Annotated in this window: 16 protein-coding genes; 3 read left to right on the top strand and 13 right to left on the bottom strand. The window is 73.8% G+C overall.

The features are described from left to right. Nucleotides 1-23 precede the first annotated feature (23 nt). From AC1VWI_RS33590 to AC1VWI_RS33580, 3 genes are all read left to right on the top strand, one after another. On the top strand, nt 24-1,043 hold the full coding sequence (locus AC1VWI_RS33590; RefSeq protein WP_499514766.1) for a Gfo/Idh/MocA family protein: 1,020 nt from the start codon (nt 24-26) through the stop codon (nt 1,041-1,043). Between the two features lie 105 nt (nt 1,044-1,148). Further along, entirely contained in the window at nt 1,149-2,186 is a 1,038-nt protein-coding gene (locus tag AC1VWI_RS33585; RefSeq protein ID WP_499514765.1) for a Gfo/Idh/MocA family protein, read from the top strand. A gap of 117 nt (nt 2,187-2,303) precedes the next feature. Further along, nucleotides 2,304-2,972: a hypothetical protein gene (locus AC1VWI_RS33580; protein WP_499514764.1), complete on the top strand. Its 669-nt coding sequence runs from the start codon at nt 2,304-2,306 to the stop codon at nt 2,970-2,972. Between the two features lie 10 nt (nt 2,973-2,982). On the opposite strand, the gene AC1VWI_RS33575 is transcribed toward AC1VWI_RS33580, so the two are convergent. The 13 genes from AC1VWI_RS33575 to AC1VWI_RS33515 all read right to left on the bottom strand — a co-directional run bounded on the left by AC1VWI_RS33575 (nt 2,983) and on the right by AC1VWI_RS33515 (nt 16,573). Further along, the gene (locus AC1VWI_RS33575; protein ID WP_499514763.1) at nt 2,983-3,720 is read right to left on the bottom strand and encodes an SAM-dependent methyltransferase; all 738 of its coding nucleotides are present in this window, start codon (nt 3,718-3,720) and stop codon (nt 2,983-2,985) included. A 228-nt stretch (nt 3,721-3,948) separates the two neighbouring features. Further along, nucleotides 3,949-5,184: a 3-phosphoshikimate 1-carboxyvinyltransferase gene (aroA, locus tag AC1VWI_RS33570; protein WP_499514762.1), complete on the bottom strand. Its 1,236-nt coding sequence runs from the start codon at nt 5,182-5,184 to the stop codon at nt 3,949-3,951. A 57-nt stretch (nt 5,185-5,241) separates the two neighbouring features. After that, nucleotides 5,242-6,453 (bottom strand): cytochrome P450 family protein, encoded by a 1,212-nt coding sequence (locus tag AC1VWI_RS33565; RefSeq protein WP_499514761.1) that lies wholly within the window; start codon nt 6,451-6,453, stop codon nt 5,242-5,244. Nucleotides 6,454-6,534: 81 nt separating this feature from the next. Further along, a complete protein-coding gene (locus AC1VWI_RS33560) occupies nt 6,535-7,512 on the bottom strand; it encodes a sugar kinase (RefSeq protein WP_499514760.1) in 978 nt (325 codons plus the stop codon). A gap of 9 nt (nt 7,513-7,521) precedes the next feature. After that, nucleotides 7,522-8,412, bottom strand: a complete 891-nt coding sequence (locus AC1VWI_RS33555; RefSeq protein ID WP_499514759.1) for an SMP-30/gluconolactonase/LRE family protein — start codon at nt 8,410-8,412, stop codon at nt 7,522-7,524. Continuing rightward, the gene (locus AC1VWI_RS33550; RefSeq protein ID WP_499514758.1) at nt 8,409-9,044 is read right to left on the bottom strand and encodes a bifunctional 4-hydroxy-2-oxoglutarate aldolase/2-dehydro-3-deoxy-phosphogluconate aldolase; all 636 of its coding nucleotides are present in this window, start codon (nt 9,042-9,044) and stop codon (nt 8,409-8,411) included. Before AC1VWI_RS33550 ends, AC1VWI_RS33555 begins: the two co-directional genes overlap by 4 nt. A gap of 26 nt (nt 9,045-9,070) precedes the next feature. Next, entirely contained in the window at nt 9,071-9,868 is a 798-nt protein-coding gene (locus tag AC1VWI_RS33545; RefSeq protein WP_499514757.1) for a hypothetical protein, read from the bottom strand. Continuing rightward, a complete protein-coding gene (gene dgoD / locus AC1VWI_RS33540) occupies nt 9,862-11,007 on the bottom strand; it encodes a galactonate dehydratase (RefSeq protein ID WP_499514756.1) in 1,146 nt (381 codons plus the stop codon). The genes AC1VWI_RS33545 and dgoD overlap by 7 nt, the downstream gene beginning before the upstream one ends. Then, nucleotides 11,004-11,765, bottom strand: a complete 762-nt coding sequence (locus AC1VWI_RS33535) for a FadR/GntR family transcriptional regulator (RefSeq protein WP_499514755.1) — start codon at nt 11,763-11,765, stop codon at nt 11,004-11,006. Before AC1VWI_RS33535 ends, dgoD begins: the two co-directional genes overlap by 4 nt. Before the next feature lie 69 nt (nt 11,766-11,834). Next, a complete protein-coding gene (locus tag AC1VWI_RS33530; RefSeq protein WP_499516977.1) occupies nt 11,835-12,593 on the bottom strand; it encodes an SDR family NAD(P)-dependent oxidoreductase in 759 nt (252 codons plus the stop codon). A gap of 52 nt (nt 12,594-12,645) precedes the next feature. Continuing rightward, a complete protein-coding gene (locus AC1VWI_RS33525; RefSeq protein WP_499514754.1) occupies nt 12,646-14,757 on the bottom strand; it encodes an alpha-galactosidase in 2,112 nt (703 codons plus the stop codon). Next, nucleotides 14,754-15,677, bottom strand: coding sequence for a carbohydrate ABC transporter permease (locus AC1VWI_RS33520; protein ID WP_499514753.1), 924 nt, complete (start codon nt 15,675-15,677; stop codon nt 14,754-14,756). The genes AC1VWI_RS33525 and AC1VWI_RS33520 overlap by 4 nt, the downstream gene beginning before the upstream one ends. Beyond that, nucleotides 15,677-16,573: a carbohydrate ABC transporter permease gene (locus tag AC1VWI_RS33515; RefSeq protein WP_499516976.1), complete on the bottom strand. Its 897-nt coding sequence runs from the start codon at nt 16,571-16,573 to the stop codon at nt 15,677-15,679. The genes AC1VWI_RS33520 and AC1VWI_RS33515 overlap by 1 nt, the downstream gene beginning before the upstream one ends. Nucleotide 16,574 lies beyond the last annotated feature (1 nt).

Below are 16,574 nucleotides of genomic sequence, written 5' to 3'. Positions count from 1 at the left end.
CCACGAAAGGGAAGACACGGATCATGACGCAGCACGGACCGCTCGGGGTCGCCGTCATCGGCACCGGCAAGATGGGTGCCGACCACGTACGCCGCATCAACGACGTCGTGAGCGGCGCCCGGGTGACCGCCGTCGTCGACGTCGACGCCGAGCGGGTGAAGGCGGTCGCCGACGGCATCGAGGGCTGCACGGCCTACACCGACCCCGCCGCGGCGATGGCCGCGCCCGACGTGGACGCCGTCCTCATCGCCTCCCCCGGCCCCGCCCACGAGGCGGCGCTGCTCGCCACCTTCGAGCACGACCTGCCCGTGCTGTGCGAGAAGCCGCTCACGCCGGACGCCGCCTCGGCGCTGCGCGTGATGGAGGCCGAGCAGAGGCTGGGACACCGGCGGGTGCAGGTCGGCTTCATGCGGCGCTACGACGCGGAGTACACGAAGCTCAAGGCCCTGCTGGACAGCGGTGAGCTGGGCCGGACACTGATGCTGCACAACCGGCACCGCAACGCGAGCATCCCTGCCGGCTTCACCAACGCCAACCTCGTCAACGACTCGCTCGTGCACGAGATGGACGTGACCCGCTGGTTGCTCGGCCAGGAGATCACCGCCGTGACGGTGCTGCGCCCGCGCCCGTCCTCGAACGCGCCCGAGGGCCTGGACGACCCCCAGTTCGTGGTCTTCGAGACCGACGGCGGGGCCGTCGTCGACGTCGAGGTCTTCCTCAACTGCGGTTTCGGCTACCAGGTGCAGGCCGAGGCGGTCTGCGAGCGCGGCAGCGCCCGCATCGGCGACGCGCACGACCTGCTCGTCAACACCGCGGGCCGCTGGGGCGGCACGATCGCCCAGGACTTCGTGGAGCGCTTCGCCGACGCCTACGACCGCGAGGTCCAGGCGTGGGTCGACGCCACCCGGCGCGGTGAGGTCACCGGCCCGAGCGCGTGGGACGGCTACGCCGCGGCGGCGATCTGCGAGGCCGGTGTCCGCTCGCAGAGCACCGGCGGACGCGTCGAGGTCGAGCTGGTCGACCGGCCGGCGTTCTACCACTGAGGGACGCACGTCCCCGGTCACCCCGGATCCGGCGCGGGTGGGGCGGTTACTCCCTGGCCGCCCTGCCCGCGCCTCCACCGCACCCGTGAGAAAGGCACCCCGTACATGCGCGTCGTCCTCTTCGGTGTCGGGCGCCTCGGTTCCTTCCACGCGGCCACCCTCCACGCACACCCCGAGGTCTCCGAGCTGGTCCTCGCGGACGCCGACGCCGCGCGGGCCGCCGAGGCCGCCGCACGGCTCGGTACCGGTGCGCGGGCGGCGAGTTCGGTCGACGCGGCGTTCGCGGGCGGCGCGGACGCGGTCGTCATCGCCTCGGCGACCTCCGCCCACGCCGGGCTGATCTCCCGCGCCGTGCGGGCCGGGCTCCCGGCGTACTGCGAGAAGCCGGTCGCCCTCGACCTGGAGTCCACGGTCACCGCCCTGCGTGAGGTCGAGGAGGCCGGCTCCGTCCTCCAGATGGGATTCCAGCGCCGCTTCGACCCCGGCTACCGCGCCGCCCGCGAGGCGGTCCGGGCCGGCCGCCTCGGACGGCTGCACACCGTACGGGCCCTGACCTCCGACATGGCGCCCCCGCCGCCGGAGTTCGTGCCGCTGTCCGGCGGGCTCTACCGGGACTGCCTGATCCACGACTTCGACGCGGTGCGGTGGGTGACCGGCCGTGAGGTCGTCGAGGTGTACGCCATGGGCGCCAACGGCGGGGCCGACTTCTTCCGTGAGGCGGGCGACGTGGACACCGCGGCGGCGCTCCTCACCCTCGACGACGGCACCCTCGCGACCGCCACCTCCACCCGCTACAACGGCGCCGGCTACGACATCCGCATGGAACTCGCCGGTTCACTGGACCAGATCGCGGTCGGCGTAGGCCCCCGTACACCGGTCACGTCGGTGGAACCTGGCGCGGCGCCGGGCGTGCCGGATCCGTGGACGGGGTTCGTGGACCGCTTCGGGGACGCGTACCGGGCGGAGATCGACGCCTTCGTGCAGGTGGTGGCGGGCCGGTCGGAGAACCCCTGCGAGGGGCGCGAGGCGCTCGACGCGCTGCTTGTGGCCGAGGCGTGCGAGGTCTCGCGCAAGGAGCGGCGGCCGGTCACGATCGCCGAGATGACCGAGGTCGCGGAGCGCGCCCGCAAGCGCGCGGGGTGACCGCACGGGGCGCCGTGGGCACGTCACCCCCGCGGTCCGCCCCGGGTGGCGTGATCACGTACGCCGGTGCTTCCTGGGATGAGTCGGTCCCGGCTGTCCACGAGGGAAGAACCTTTCATGGCGATGAAGGTCCAAGCGCTGCGCACGCCTCGAGCGGCGGGGCTGGTGGGGATCGCTTTCGCGGTGCTGATCGGCGCCGCCATCGTCCTGGTCCGGGCCTCCATCCCCAGCGGTGAGGGCGTGCTGACCAGCTCGCCCCTCACCCTCTCCTCGCGCAGCGGGGTCCAGACGGCGCTGGCCCTCATACCCTTCGCCGGCATCTTCTTCCTCTGGTTCATGGGCGCGGTGCGCGCGCACGTCGGCCCGGGCGAGGACAAGTTCCTCTCGACGGTGTTCCTCGGCAGCGGCCTGGTGTTCGTCGCGACGCTCTTCGGCGCCGCCGCGGCGGCCGGCAGCCTGCTGGCCACCACGGAGGTCGCCTCGCCCGGCCCCCCGCGGGCCGAGTTGTCGTACTTCGGGCAGCACCTCACCTACAGCCTGCTGACGACGTACTCCATGCGGATGGCCGCGGTGTTCGTGCTGTCGGCCTCCACCGTCGCGCTGCGGCTGGGGACGTTCCCGCGCTGGCTGGTGCTGCTGGGGTACCTCGTCGGCGTCACCCTGCTGTTCGTGGTGCCGAACGTGCCGTTGGCCGAACTGGTCTTCCCCCTGTGGGCGCTGGTCGTCAGCCTCCACATCGTGGTGGCGAGCTTCCGTTCCCGGCCGGCGGAAGCGCAGGCCTTCTGAGCGGTGACGCTCAGGAGGTCGTGCGGCGCAGCAGCAGCGTGACGAAGCCGAGCGTGCCCCGGTAGCCGTGCAGCCACTCGGCGCGGTGGACGGCGGCGGCTTCGAGGGCGGCGCCGCTGTCGGGATCGGCAGGGTGGTCCAGGGCCCACTCGGCGAGGGAGCCGGTCCAGGACCACTCGTAGTCGTCCCACTCGCGGACGGTGCTGACGTGGGCGAGGACCGGGGTCCAGCCGTCCGCGACGATCCGGTCCACGGTGCTCGCCAGGTCCTCGTACTCCCCCAGCATCTCGACGAGTTCCGGGGTGGGTTCGCGCTCCCAGAAGGCGTCGCCGACGATCACGGTGCCCCCCGGGGCGAGGTGGGCGCGGGCCGCGTCGAGGGTCGGCAGGAGGCCGCCGAAGGCGTGTGCGGCGCCGACGCTGAGCACGACGTCGAAGGGGCGCGGCGAGGTGAAGTCGCCCGCGTCCTGTTCTTGGAGGGTCAGCCGGTCGCCGACGTCGAGCGCGGCGGCCTCGCGGACCGCCTTCCGCAGTGCCCCGGTGTCCAGGTCGACGCCCTCCGCGGTGACGCCCGGGCGGCCGTCGAGGGCCCGCAGCAGCCAGGCGCCCTCCCCGCAGCCGAGGTCGAGGACGCGCTCGTCGCCGCGGCGCAGCGCCCTGCCGAGCAGACGGCGCACGGTCGCGTCGTCCAACGGTGCGGCGATGGGGTGGTGGGTGTGCGCGATGCGTGAGATGCGGCGTCGGTCCATCGGCGCAGCTTCGCAGGGCATGCCATTCACCGCATCCGGTTAATTCCGCGTGGCCGTGCAACGCGATCCGCGGCGGCGGCGGTTTCCCGGTTCGAAGGGCCGTCACGGGAGCACGGCCATCGCGGCCGTCAGGGCCGTCACGGGGAGAGGACGACCGAGATGGACAGGAAGACGGGCACGAAGACGGACGGGAAGATCCTCACGGCGGCGGGCCGGTGCGGCCCACGGCTACAGGCCCCACTCCTCGCGCAGCGCGCCGAACACCTCGTGGAACTCGGGGAAGGTCTTCTTCACGCAGCCGGGCTCGTCAAAGGTCACCCCCTCCGTGCGGAGCGCGGCGACGGCGAAGCTCATCGCGATGCGGTGGTCGCCGTGGCAGGCGATCTCGACCGGGGCGGGGGTGCCGGGGTGGATCTCGATCCAGTCGCGGCCGGTCTCCACCCGGACGCCCTGACGGCGCAGGTTGGCCGCGCAGACCTCCAGGCGGTCGCACTCCTTCACCCGGGTGTTGTAGACGTCCTCGATGCGGACCGGGCCGTCGGCGAACGGCGCGATCGCGGCGAGCGTCGGCATCGTGTCGGAGATGTCCCGCATGGTCGTGGTGATCCCGCGCAGGGTGCCGGTGCCGGAGACGGTGGTGGCGTCGGCACCGGTCTCGACGCGGGCCCCCATGCGGCGCAGGACGTCGACGAAGCCCAGGTCGCCCTGGAGCGCTCCGGTGCCCAGGCCGGGAACGGTGACCTCACGGCCGGTCAGGGCGGCCGCGGCGAAGAAGTAGCTCGAGGTGGAGGCGTCGGGCTCGACGGCGTAGTCCGCGGCACGGTAGCCGCCGGGCGGGACGACGAGCACGCTGCCCTCGCGGCCGACCTCGACGCCGAAGGATCGCATCATGGCGATGGTGATCTCGACGTAGGGGACGGAGACCAGCCCGGTGACGTTGACGCGCAGCCCCTTGCGCATGAGCGGGCCGGCGAGGAGCAGTGCGGTGAGGAACTGCGAGGACAGGCTCGCGTCGAGGTCGAGCGCGCCGCCCTCGATGCCGTCGGCGGCGACGGTCAGCGGCAGGTGGCCCTCCGCCTCCTCGTGGCGCAGGTCGACACCGAGCGTCCGCAGGGCGGTGGTGAGCGGGGCGACGGGACGGCGGCGCATCTGGGCGGAGGCGTCGAAGCGGTAGGTGCCGTGCCCGGCCGCGGCGAGCGCCGGCAGGAACCGGGCCGCGGTGGCGGCGTCGCGGCAGTAGACGTCGGCCTCGGGGACCGCGGGTCCGGCGGGGCGTCCTTCGACGCGCCATACGTCCGGGCCGCGGTCCACGCGGTAGCCGAGCCGGAACAACCCCTCCGCGAAGCCGTCGGTGTCGTCGGAGAGCAGCGGCCGCCGCAGTGTGGTCGTCCCCTCGGCCGCCGCCGCCAGGAACAGCGCCCGGGCGGTGACGGACTTCGAACCGGGGACGGCGACGACGGTCACGGTGTTCTCCTGTGCTGCCTGACGTGCGGGGACGCCCTGGTGAGGGGCACCGACATTCTAGGCGCCGGGCGAGCCGGGGACCGTGGGCGTGAAGCGCACGGGGAGCCGGCGCACACCGCGCATGAGCATGCCGGGCAGCCAGTCCAGCTTCTCCGGATCGGCGTCGAGCGCGAGGTCGGGGCAGCGTTCCAGGAGGGCACGGACGGCGATGCGTCCTTCGAGGCGGGCGAGCGGGGCGCCGAGGCAGTAGTGCAGGCCGTGCCCGAAGGCGACGTGGCCCCGGGTGTCCCGGCGGATGTCGAAGCGGTCGGCCTCGGTGAAGCGGTCCGGATCGCGGTCGGCGGAGGCCAGGGCGACGAGGACGGGTTCGCGGGCCGGGATGACGGTGCCGGCGACGTCGACCGGTTCGGTCGTGAAGCGGAAGGTGGCGGTCTCGACCGGGCCGTCGTAGCGGAGCATCTCCTCCACCGCGCCGTCGATCAGGCTCATGTCGGCCCGCAGGAGGGCCAGTTGGTCCGGATGGGTGAGCAGCGCGCGGACGCCGTTGGAGACCAGGTTGACCGTCGTCTCGTGACCGGCGATCAGCAGCAGGAAGGCCATGCCGCCGAGTTCGGAGCGCGAGAGCCGGTCGCCGTCCTCGGAGGTGGTGCGGATGAGCGCGCTCATCAGGTCGTCGCCGGGCGCGCAGCGCTTGTCCTCGATCAGCTCGTGGAGGTAGGCCGCGAGTTCCTCGAAGGCCCTGCGCTCGGCCTCCGGCCCGGTCGGTGCGACGACCTCGTTCGACCAGGCGCGGAAGGCCGCCCGGTCCAGGTCGGGCACCCCGAGCAGCTCGCAGATGACCGTGATGGGCAGCGGGTACGCGAGCGCCTCGACGAGGTCGGCGGTGCCGTCCGGACGGGCCAGCATCGCGTCCAGCAGCGCGGCCGTGATCTCCTCCACGCGCGGCGCCAGCTCCTCGACCCGGCGCCCGGTGAACTCCCGGGCCACCAGCTTGCGCAGCCGGGTGTGCTCCGGCGGGTCGGAGACGAGCATGTGGCGGCCGAGGAGTTCCTCGTCGTAGGAGGTCCACCCGAGTGCGCGGGAGTCCTTGGCGAACCGGGTGTCGGCGAGCGCGGCCCGGGCCTGGTCGTGGCCGACGATCAGCCACAGCTCCCCGACGTCGGCGGTGCGCACGCGGTGCACCGGCCCCTTCTCGCGGAGCCTGGCGTAGACGGGATAGGGATCGGCGGTGAACTCCTCGCCGTAGACCGTGAGATCGACCGTGTCCATGTGCCGCACGGTAACCCGGGGGCCCGCCGCGACACGTCACCCTGCGGGACGAGACACCCCGGACGGTCTCATCCGAAGGGTTCAGCCGATCGTGGCGGTGCGCCAGGTCTCCTCGTCCGCCTCCAGCAGCGCGGCCAGGACGGCGGGGTCCGGCAGCGGCCCGTGGTCGGCCGGGACACGCAGGGCCGAGGCCGCGGTCAGATGGCCGAGCCGCAGGGCCCGCTCCACGGACAGGTCCCGCAGCAGACCGCTGAGGAAGCCCGCGGCGAAGGCGTCCCCGGCGCCGACCGGCTCGGCCACCCGGACGGTGAGGGCGGGCACGCTGTGCGCGTCGGTCCCGGTGAAGGCCGTGGCGGCGCGGGACCCGTCCTTGACGACGAGGACACCGGGCCCGGGCAGCAGCTCGCGGACCGAGCGCGCGTCGGTGATCCCCCCGCCCCACAGGGCCTGGGCCTCGTCGAGACCCACGAGGACGATGTCGGCCCGGTCGGCGAGCGGCCGCAGGACGTCCGCGGCGGAGCGGCCGGTCCACAGCGCGGGGCGGTGGTTGACGTCGAAGCTGACGGGCCACGGGCGGTCGGGGCGCAGCGCCCGTTCGACGAGGGCGTGGCAGCCGGGCGAGAGGGCGGGCGTGATGCCGCTGAGGTGGACGAGCGCGGCTCCGTCCAGGGCCGGGTCGTCGAGCACATCGGGGGTGAGCGCCGAGGCGGCGGACCCCGCGCGGTGGTAGTGGACGCGGGTGCCGTGCGCTCCCGGGTCCTTGAGCAGGAGCCCGGTGGGCCGTGCGGGGTCGGTGCGCACCCCGGTGACGTCGACGCCGCCCGCGGCGATCCGCGCGCGGACCCGCCGGCCGAAGGGGTCGTCGCCGACCGCGGAGACCCATCGGGCGGGGATGCCGTGGTCGGCGAGGTACAGCGCGACGTTGGACTCGGCGCCCGCGATGTCGACGCGCAGCAGGTCCGCGTCGTCGAGCGGCCCGAGGGGGTCTGGGGCGAGGGCGGCCATGGTCTCGCCGACGCAGACCACGGGTCCGGGTCGCAGCGGCCGGGGGGTGCTCATGGGGGCTTCCTAGGGGGTGTCGGCGCGGTCCGCCGGGCGGTACGGGGCGGCCGGTGCGCCGGGGACGTCCACCTGGACGGCGAACACGGCGCCGTCGAGCGGTCCCGGGGCGGCCAGGCCGATGTGCGCGCTGGTGACGAGGAGGGTCCGGCCGTCGGGGCCGCCGAGGCAGAGTCCGGCGGGCTGTCCGGCGGGCAGGTCGACGATCCGGTCGAGGCTGCCGTCCGGGAGGTAGCGGTGGACCTGTCCGGTGCCCCAGACGGCGGTCCACAGCCCGCCCTCGCTGTCGGTCGTCATGCCGTCGGGGCTGCCGTCGGCGAGGGTGACGAAGGTGTCCGGCGTGCCGGGGTCGCCACTGGCGGGGTCGACCGGATAGCGACGGATGACGCCCCGGGCGCTGTCGGCGAGGTACATGACGGTGCCGTCGGCGGTGAAGGCCGGCCCGTTGGGGATCGTGATGTCCCGCAGCACACGCGTGACACGGCCGTCGTGGTCCAGGCGGTAGAGCGAGCCGGCATCCTCGGTGGTGTCGTAGGCCATGCTGCCCGCCCAGAAGCGGCCGTGCGGGTCGGCGACGCCGTCGTTCATCCGCATCGGCACCGGGGCGTCGTCCTCGGGGCGGGCGATCCACTCGGCCCGGCCCGCGGGGTCGATGCGGCAGATGCCGGTGCCCGCGGCCGCGACCCAGTGGCCGGGGCGGCCCTGGACCGGCGCCACCGCGCCCAGCGGGCACGGCAGTCGGGCGATCAACGTGTGCGGAGCGGCGGGGCCGTCGGAAGCGGCCAGCAGCCGGCCGCTGAGGATGTCGGTGAGCACGGCGCGGCCGTCCGTCCAGCGGATGCCCTCGCCGAGTTCGAGGCGGTCGGTCCCGAGGACGGCCGGGGACGCGGTGGCGGTCACGGACGGTCCTCCGCGCGGACGACGTCCAGGAAGGTGCGGGCCCGTTCGCGCAGCGCCGTGACGCTGCCGCCCTCGGCGGCGTCACCGATCAGGGGCGATCCGACGCCGACGGCGACGGCGCCGCCCCGCAGGTACACCGCGGCGGCCTGCGCGTCCACTCCCCCGACGGGCACGAAGGGCAGGTCGGGGAAGGGGCCGCGCAGGTCCTTCAGGTACCCGGGGCCGCCGGCGCTGCCGGCCGGGAAGAGCTTGAGGGCGTCGGCGCCGAGCCGCAGTGCCTGGAGGATGTCGGTGGGGGTCATCACCCCGGCGAGGACCGGGAGTCCGAGCTCCCGGCCGGTGGCGATGCCCTCGCTGACCGCGGGGGTGACGAGGAAGGCGGCGCCGGCCTTGTGGGCGTCCCGTGCGTCGTCGGCGCTGAGCACGGTTCCGGCCCCGAGGGTCGCCTCCGGGCCAAGCGCGGCGCGTGCCCGGGCGATGACGTCGAGCGCGTCACGTCCGCTGAGGGACACCTCGATGAGGGTGATCCCCTCCTCGGCGAGGGTGAGCACGGTGGTCAGCGCGGCGTCCGGGTCGCTGCCGCGGACGATGGCGAGCAGCCGGTGGGCACGCAGCGCGGCGAGCAGGTCCATCCGACATCCCTTCTGGTGATGGGTGTTCAGGGGCGGCGGGTCGCGGTGACGGTGAGCCGCCAGGCGACCTCGCCGGAGGGCGGGACGACGACCGTGTCGCCGTCGTCCGCCCCGGTGCGGTCGAAGACGCGGCCGAGCATCGGCTCGACGCCGATCGAGCGGTACGGCGCGTCCTGCGGGAAGCCGCCGAGGTTGCGCCACAGCGCGACCGCGACGGGCCGGCCGCCGGCCTCGACCGCCAGGTGCAGTGCGTCGGGGCCGTCGTGCACGGTGACCCGCGGGGTGAGGACGACGGCCCCGACGGCGGTCCCGTCGTCCGGGCCGAGCCGGTCGAGGGGGATGCCCTCGACGTGCGGCCACCGGCCGGTGATCCACCCCGCGCCCTCGTCCGGGTAGAGCCGGGTCTCCGCTACCGCGTCGATGCCGATCCACGCGTCCGGGGAGAGTTCCAGCAGGGCGTGGGCGGCCCACACGAAGCGGTAGCCGGGCTCAGCGGTGAGCGTGTAGTCGACGACGGCGGCTCCCGCCTCCGTGCTCAGGCGCCGGGTCAGCCGGAAGTCGGGGCAGTCCACGACCTCCGCCTCCGCCTCCCGGCGCCAGGGCCGTGACCAGGCGTCCCCGTGGTCGGGCAGCCCGCGCACGGTGGGTACGCACTCCTCCAGGCCGCCGGCGTCGGCGAAGGGGTCTCCGGGCCGGACCTCGGGGCGGCGTGGCTCGTCGCGGTGCCAGAGCCATTCACGGCCGCCCGCGGTCAGCGAGGTCCAGCGCCCGCCGTGGTCCGGGTCGGTGACCACGGAGACCGGGACCCGGTTCCCGGTCACCATTCGGCGAAGGAGCCGTCGGCGTGCCGCCAGACCGGGTTGCGCCAGGCGTGGCCGGAACGGTCCGCGGCGCGGACCGCGTCCTCGTCCACGGCGACGCCGAGTCCCGGCAGTTCGGTGCGGCGCGCCTGGCCGTCGACGAACCGGAAGGGCTCGGTGTCGACCAGGTAGGACAGCAGGTCGGCGTCCTTGTTGTAGTGGATGCCCCGGCTCTGCTCCTGGATCAGGAAGTTCGGGGTGGCGAAGGCGACCTGCAGGCTGGCGGCCAGGGCGATCGGTCCGAGCGGGCAGTGCGGTGCCAGGTGCGCGCCGAACGTCTCGGCGAGCGAGGCGATCCGGGTGACCTCCGATATCCCGCCGGCGTGCGACAGGTCCGGCTGGGCCACGGCGATGCCGGCCGTCAGCGCCGGGAGGAAGTCGGCCCGCCCGTAGAGCCGTTCACCGGTGGCGAGCGGCACGGACGAGGCCGCAACCAGGCCCGGGAGCAGGTGCGCCTGCTCGGGCAGGACCGGCTCCTCGACGAACAGCGGGTGCAGCGGGGCTATCTCGTGCAGCACGCGCCGCGCGTTGGCGGCGGTGAAACGGCCGTGGAAGTCGACCGCGACGTCCCGGTACGGGCCGAGGGCCTCCCGGGCGGCGGCGACGCGCTCCACGACGGCGGCGGTCTCGGCGGGGCTGCCGAGCGGCGGGGTGCGCCCGGCGGCGTTCATCTTGACGGCCGTGAAGCCCGCCTCCACCTGGGCGGTGACCTCCTCCTTGAGCCGGTCCGGCTCGTCGCCGCCGACCCAGGCGTACACCCGGACCGAGTCGCGGACGGGGCCGCCGAGCAGGGTGTGCACCGGCACCCCGAGGGCCTTGCCCGCGATGTCCCACAGGGCCTGGTCGATGCCGGCCACGGCGCTGGAGAGCACGGGCCCGCCCCGGTAGAAGCCGCCCTTGGTGAGCACCTGCCAGTGGTCCTGGATCCGCAGGGGGTCCTGGCCCACGAGGTGTTCGGCGAGCACCTCCACGGCGGTCCGCACCACCTCGGCCCGGCCCTCCACCACCGGCTCGCCCCAGCCGACGACGCCGTCGTCGGTCTCGATGCGGCAGAACAGCCAGCGGGGCGGGACGAGGAAGGTCTCGACGCGCGCGATCTTCACTGTGCCTGGCCGTCCTTCTGTTCGTTGGAGCCGTCCGCGCCCTCGGGCGCCTGCGGGCCGCTGACCTTGTCGAGGTCACGCGTCGCCTGGTCGAGCAGGGCGCGCATGGCGTGTTCCGCGGCGTCCGGGTCCCGGTCGCGCACGGCGTCGAGGACGGCACGGTGACTGGGCACCGGGTCCTCGCTGTGCGGGGCGCTGTGCACGAGCTGGTCGCGCTGGGCCAGGCCCGATTCGATGACCATCTCCATGCGTTCCAGCAGTTCGTTGTGGGTGGCCGCGAGCAGCGCCCGGTGGAAGGCGAGGTCGGCCTCGACGGCGTGCGTCGCGCCGCCCTCCTCGCCCATGGCCGTCAGCGCAGCCTCCAGCAGCTCCAGATCCGCGTCGGTGCGGCGGGCCGCGGCCAGCCGTACGGCGGCGGGTTCGATGATGCCGCGGACCTCGCCGAGGTTGCGCAGCAGCGCCAGGTCGGCGCCGGTGTCGCTGCCCTCGGAGAACTGCCAGCGCAGCACGTCGGCGTCGAGCAGGTTCCAGTCCGAGCGGGGCCGCACGAAGGTGCCGCGCTTCTGCCGGGCATCGACCATGCCCTTGGCCGCGAGGACCTTCAGCGATTCGCGCAGGGCCGTCAGACTGACGTCCAACTCGCTCTGCAGGGCCGCCATGTCGAGCGTCGCTCCCTCGGGGATCTCGCCGCTGAGCACTCGGCGGGCGAGGGTCTCCACGGTCTGGCCGTGCACTCCGCGGCGCGCGTATGGCGTCATGTGTATGCCTTTCTTGCTGGTCGGTGGGGCTGGACCGTCGTCTCGGCCGTCTCCGTCAGGGCGCACCCGTCAGGCGGAGGCTTTGACGACGCTCCAGCCACCGTCGACGAGCAGGCTCGATCCGGTGATGTACGAGGCTTCTTCGGCGGTGAGGAAGGCGACGGCGGCGGCGACCTCCTCGGGGGTGCCGAAGCGGCCGGCCGCGGTCTCCGCGACGCTCTGCTCGCGTTCGGCCTGCGGCACCCGGTCCCAGGCTGCGGTCAGGATCGGCCCGGGGATCACCGCGTTGACGCGGACCTCCGGTCCGTACTCGACGGCGAGCTGGCCGCACAGCGACAGCAGCGCGCCCTTGCTGGCCGCGTAGGCCGGGTGGCCGGGGATGCCCCGGTGGGCGTGGACGGAGGAGGTCAGCACCACGGCGCCGCGCTGCTCGCGCAGGTCGGGCAGCAGCGCCTTGAAGCCCAGGAAGGCGCCGGTGAGGTTGACCGACAACTGCCGTTCCCAGGAGGCGAGGCTCGTCTCGTGCGCGGGGGCCACCTGCACCGTGTACGCGTTGCTGACCAGCACACCCACGGGCCCGAAGGCGTGCGCGGCGTCGCTGACCCGCTGCCAGTCGTCCTCGCTCGCGACGTCGGCGGCGACGAAGACGGCGCGCGCGCCGTCCTTGCGCAGCCGCGCGGCGGTCTCCTCGCCGCGCTCGGCGGCGATGTCGACGAGCACGACGGCCGCGCCCTCGGCGGCCAGGCGCGCCGCGGTGGCGGCGCCGATGCCCGAGGCGGCGCCGGTGACGACGGCGACGCGGTTGGTGAAGCGGGCCGCTGGGTTCATGGTGCTGGTCGTCTCCTGTTTCATCGCTGGTGTGCTGATTCTCGCCGTGTCGTCACTGCCGGGCCAGGACGACGAGTTCCGCGTCGTACTCCGCCGTCCACGCGAACGGCAGCCCGGAGTGGGTCAGATGGGCGCCGCTGTAGCGGGTACCGGTGGCGGTGTCGGTGTAGACGGCGTCCGCTCGCAGACCGCGCAGGCGGAGCCGGGCCGCTCGGCCGGGCACCAGGGGCGCCCCGTCGAGCAGGCCGGTGTTCCAGGCCGTCACCACCAGGCGGTCACCGCCCGGTTCCTCGTACTGGATCCCGCACGTCGGGTCGGCGGGGCCGCCCAGCAGGTGGACCTCGCCGTGGTGGACGACGTCGCGGACCTCCTTGTAGCGGGCGATCCACCGCGCGGCCTCGGCCCGCTGTTCCGGCGTCCAGTGGCGGATGTCGGCGCCGATGCCGAGCACGCCCGCCATGGAGTTGACGAAGCGGAAGGCCAGCGAGCGGGGCCGCGGGTCGAAGACGCCGGGGGCGTCGGTGACCCAGGAGCTCATGGTGTGCGGGGCGTGCGCGTGGAGGTAGCCGTACTGGATGCGCAGCCGGTCCATGGGCGCGGTGTTGTCGCTGGGCCACACCACGTCGGTGCGGGCGATGGTGGCGTGCTCGACGCGGCCGCCGCCGCCCGCGCAGCCCTCGACGGTGACGTGCGGGTGCGCGGCGCGCAGGTGGTCCAGGACGCGGAGGTAGCCGGCGACGTGCGCGGCGTCGAGGTCCTGGCGCTCGGGGTCGGCGCCCGCCGGGTGGCCGGGGCGACCGCGCTCGGTGGGCGGACGGTTCATGTCCCACTTGAGATAGCTGATGGCGTGGGAGCCGAGCAACCGGTCCAGGGTGCCGATGACGAATTCCTGGACGTCCTCGCGGCCGAGGTCGAGCAGCAGCTGGTTGCGCACGAGCGTCGCGGGCCGGCCGTCGATCCGGTACACCCACTCGGGGTGCTCGGCGTAGAGCGTGGAGCGGGGGCTGATGCCCTCGGGTTCGACCCACAGGCCGAAGTCCAGGCCGAGGGCGCGCACGTCCTCGACGAACCGGTCGAACCCGCCGGGGAATTCGGCCGGGTCCGGGTCCCAGTCGCCGAGGCCGCCGGTGTCGTCCGGCCGCCCGGTGAACCAGCCGTCGTCGACGACGAAGAGTTCGGCGCCGAGTTCTGCGGCGACCTTGGCGAGCTCCAACTGGTTCCCGGCGTCGACGTCGAAGCCGGTGGCCTCCCAGGAGTTGTAGAGGACCTTGCGGGGCCGCTCGATGCGCTCGCCGGTCAGGTGCCGCTCGTAGCGGTGCCAGACGCGGGCCAGGCCGTCGAGCCCGTCCGGGCTGAACGCGCAGGCCAGCCGCGGCGTGACGAGGGTGGCGCCGGGGGCGAGGCGGACCGCGCCCTCGTGGGGCACCCGGCCGGCCCGGACGCGCACCGCGCCGCCGGGCTCGGCGTCGGCGGTGATCCGCCAGTTGCCGGACCACTCCAGGGCGATGCCGTAGGTGGGGGTGGCGCCCTCGGCGGGGGCGGCGGCGTCCTGGACGGCGAGCCAGGGGTGGTAGGCGTGGCCCGCCGAGCCCTGGGTGCTCTCCATCTCGAAGCGGCCGCGCTCCAGCGTGACGTCCTTGAGCTGGAACTCCTGGGACCACTGGCCGGCCAGGTAGGTCAGCCGTGCGCCGCCCTGGACGGGCACGTTGACGGCGGCGGAGTCGAATCGCTCCAGCCGCACCTCGTCCTCGCCGGTGCAGGTCAGCTCCGTCCAGCGCAGGACGACGTCGGTGCCGGGCACCGTCTCGTAGCACAGCGTGGTCCGCAGCCCCAGGAGGTCGTCGGCGAAGTCCAGGCGCAGGGCCCGGTCGCCGTCCTGCGTGGCGCCGTCGAACCGCCACCAGCTCCCGCGGTCGCCGCCGGGGCGGGAGGCGACCAGGTCCGCGCCGGTGAACGGCCGCAGCCCGTACGGGATGTACTCGGCCGGGGCGGCGTCGGCGGGGGTGATGAAGTGGGTGCGGCGCGACCAGTCCATGGGCGACGGGCCGTCCTCGGCGCCGTGCGGCCCCCAGGCGGCGAGTTCGGCCCAGCGGCCGTCGCCGCCCAGGGTGACGGCGTAGGTGGTGGCGTCGGTGCGCAGCAGCCACCGGTCGTGCGTGGTCACTTGACGGCTCCGAGGTTGAGTCCCGCCACGAAGTGGCGCTGGAAGCGGAGGAAGACGGCCACCGTCGGGGCGGCGGCGATCACCGAGCCGGCCGCGATGACGTTCCACATGGACACGTACTGGCCCTGCAGACCGATGAGGGACGCGGTGATGGGCATCTGGCTGTCGGTGCGCAGCACAGTGATGGCCCACAGCAGGTCGTTGAAGATCCAGGTGAACGACAGGGCGGTCAGTGCGGCCAGGGCCGGCCGGGCCAGCGGCAGGATGATCCGCCAGTAGATCTGCCAGGGGCCCGCGCCGTCGATGACGGCGGCCTGCTGGATCTCGCCGGGGATCGACCGCATGAAGCCGTGCAGCACGAAGACGTAGAAGCCGACGCCGAAGCCGACCTGCACCCCGATCAGGGCGTACAGCTGGTCGTAGATGCCGAGCACTTCGCTCAGCTTGGACACGGGGATCAGCAGGATCTGCGGGGGCAGCAGGTTGCCGCCGAGCATGAGCAGCAGCAGGACGCGCCGGAAGGGCAGGTCGTAGCGGCTGAGCGCGAAGGCCGCCATGGAGGCGAGGCCGAGCGAGAGCGCCACGGTGGGGATGGTGACCAGCATGCTGTTGATGAGCGCGCGCTGCTGGCCGCCGTCCACCCACGCCTGACGGAAGCTGTCGAAGGTGAAGGAGTGCGGCCAGCTGCCGACGCCGTGCGCGGCGATGTCGTCGAAGGTCCGGGTGCTGGTGACCAGGACGAGGGCGATCGGCAGCAGCCACAGCGCGGACAGCAGACCCGCGGTGAGGTGGAAGCCGGTGGTGCGCAGGGCGCGGCCGCGCAGCGCGGGCCGACGGGGCGCCGCGGACGGGACCTTGGCGGTCCCGCCGTCGCGGCCGGCCGGGTCCTTGACGCGCGCGGAGGCTTGGGTGGCGGTCATCAGTCGGCCTCCCGGAAGGCGCGCACGAGGTAGCCCACGATGACGCCGAACGCCAGCACGAAGATGACGACGGCGAGCGCGGAGCCGTATCCCAGGCGCAGGGACTGGAACGCGGTGGAGTACATGTAGGTGCTCAGCAGTTCGGAGGAGTGGTACGGGCCGCCGCGGGTGAGCGCCCACACCACGTCGAACGAGCGCAGCGAGTCGATGACGATCACCGACAGGACGACCGCGTTGACGCTGCGCAGCTGCGGCAGCGTGATGTGCCGGAACTGCTGCCAGCGGGTGGCGCCGTCGACCTTGCCGGCCTCGTAGAGGGCGGGGTCGATGCCCTTGAGGCCGGCCAGGTACAGCACCATCACGTAGCCCACCTGGCGCCACAGCGCGGGCACGATGACCGCATAAAAGGCGGTGTCCTGGTCGGCCAGCCAGGCGTGCTTCAAGCTGCCGAGGCCGACACCGTCCAGCACGTTGTTGATCAGGCCGTCCGGCTGGTACATGGCCTGCCACACCAGGGCAGTGGCGACCAGCGAGAAGACCACCGGCAGGAAGAGCGCCGCCCGGTAGAACCCGATGCCGCGCCGCTCCTGCTGGAGCAGCAGCGCGGCACCGAGGCCCAGGGCGGCGGACAGCCCGCCGAAGAGCAGAAGCCACAGCACCGTGTTGATCGCCGCGGTGCGGAAGACCTCGTCGTGCAGCATCTCGCTGAAGTTGCCGAGGCCCACGAACGTCGGGGCCCCCAGGCCGTCCCATGACGTCAGGGAGAGGTAGAAGCCCTGGAGGGCCGGCCAGAAGACCCAGAAGGCCTCGACGAGCAGCGGGATGAGGACGAAGGCCAGGACCACCGGGGGCACCCGAGTGGCCCTGGACCGTCGTGTGGAGCCGATCAGCGCCATC

This window comes from Streptomyces sp. TOM-9 (genome assembly GCF_056858595.1).
This window is presented reverse-complemented; position numbering and strand designations above follow the sequence as displayed.

Coding starts and splice junctions, on each gene's coding strand:
- AC1VWI_RS33590 (WP_499514766.1), top strand. CDS start 24: ATGACGCAGCACGGACCGCTCGGGGTCGCCGTCATCGGCACCGGCAAG.
- AC1VWI_RS33585 (WP_499514765.1), top strand. CDS start 1,149: ATGCGCGTCGTCCTCTTCGGTGTCGGGCGCCTCGGTTCCTTCCACGCG.
- AC1VWI_RS33580 (WP_499514764.1), top strand. CDS start 2,304: ATGGCGATGAAGGTCCAAGCGCTGCGCACGCCTCGAGCGGCGGGGCTG.
- AC1VWI_RS33575 (WP_499514763.1), bottom strand. CDS start 3,720: ATGGACCGACGCCGCATCTCACGCATCGCGCACACCCACCACCCCATC.
- AC1VWI_RS33565 (WP_499514761.1), bottom strand. CDS start 6,453: ATGGACACGGTCGATCTCACGGTCTACGGCGAGGAGTTCACCGCCGAT.
- AC1VWI_RS33560 (WP_499514760.1), bottom strand. CDS start 7,512: ATGAGCACCCCCCGGCCGCTGCGACCCGGACCCGTGGTCTGCGTCGGC.
- AC1VWI_RS33550 (WP_499514758.1), bottom strand. CDS start 9,044: ATGGACCTGCTCGCCGCGCTGCGTGCCCACCGGCTGCTCGCCATCGTC.
- AC1VWI_RS33545 (WP_499514757.1), bottom strand. CDS start 9,868: ATGGTGACCGGGAACCGGGTCCCGGTCTCCGTGGTCACCGACCCGGAC.
- AC1VWI_RS33535 (WP_499514755.1), bottom strand. CDS start 11,765: ATGACGCCATACGCGCGCCGCGGAGTGCACGGCCAGACCGTGGAGACC.
- AC1VWI_RS33530 (WP_499516977.1), bottom strand. CDS start 12,593: ATGAACCCAGCGGCCCGCTTCACCAACCGCGTCGCCGTCGTCACCGGC.
- AC1VWI_RS33520 (WP_499514753.1), bottom strand. CDS start 15,677: ATGACCGCCACCCAAGCCTCCGCGCGCGTCAAGGACCCGGCCGGCCGC.
- AC1VWI_RS33515 (WP_499516976.1), bottom strand. CDS start 16,573: ATGGCGCTGATCGGCTCCACACGACGGTCCAGGGCCACTCGGGTGCCC.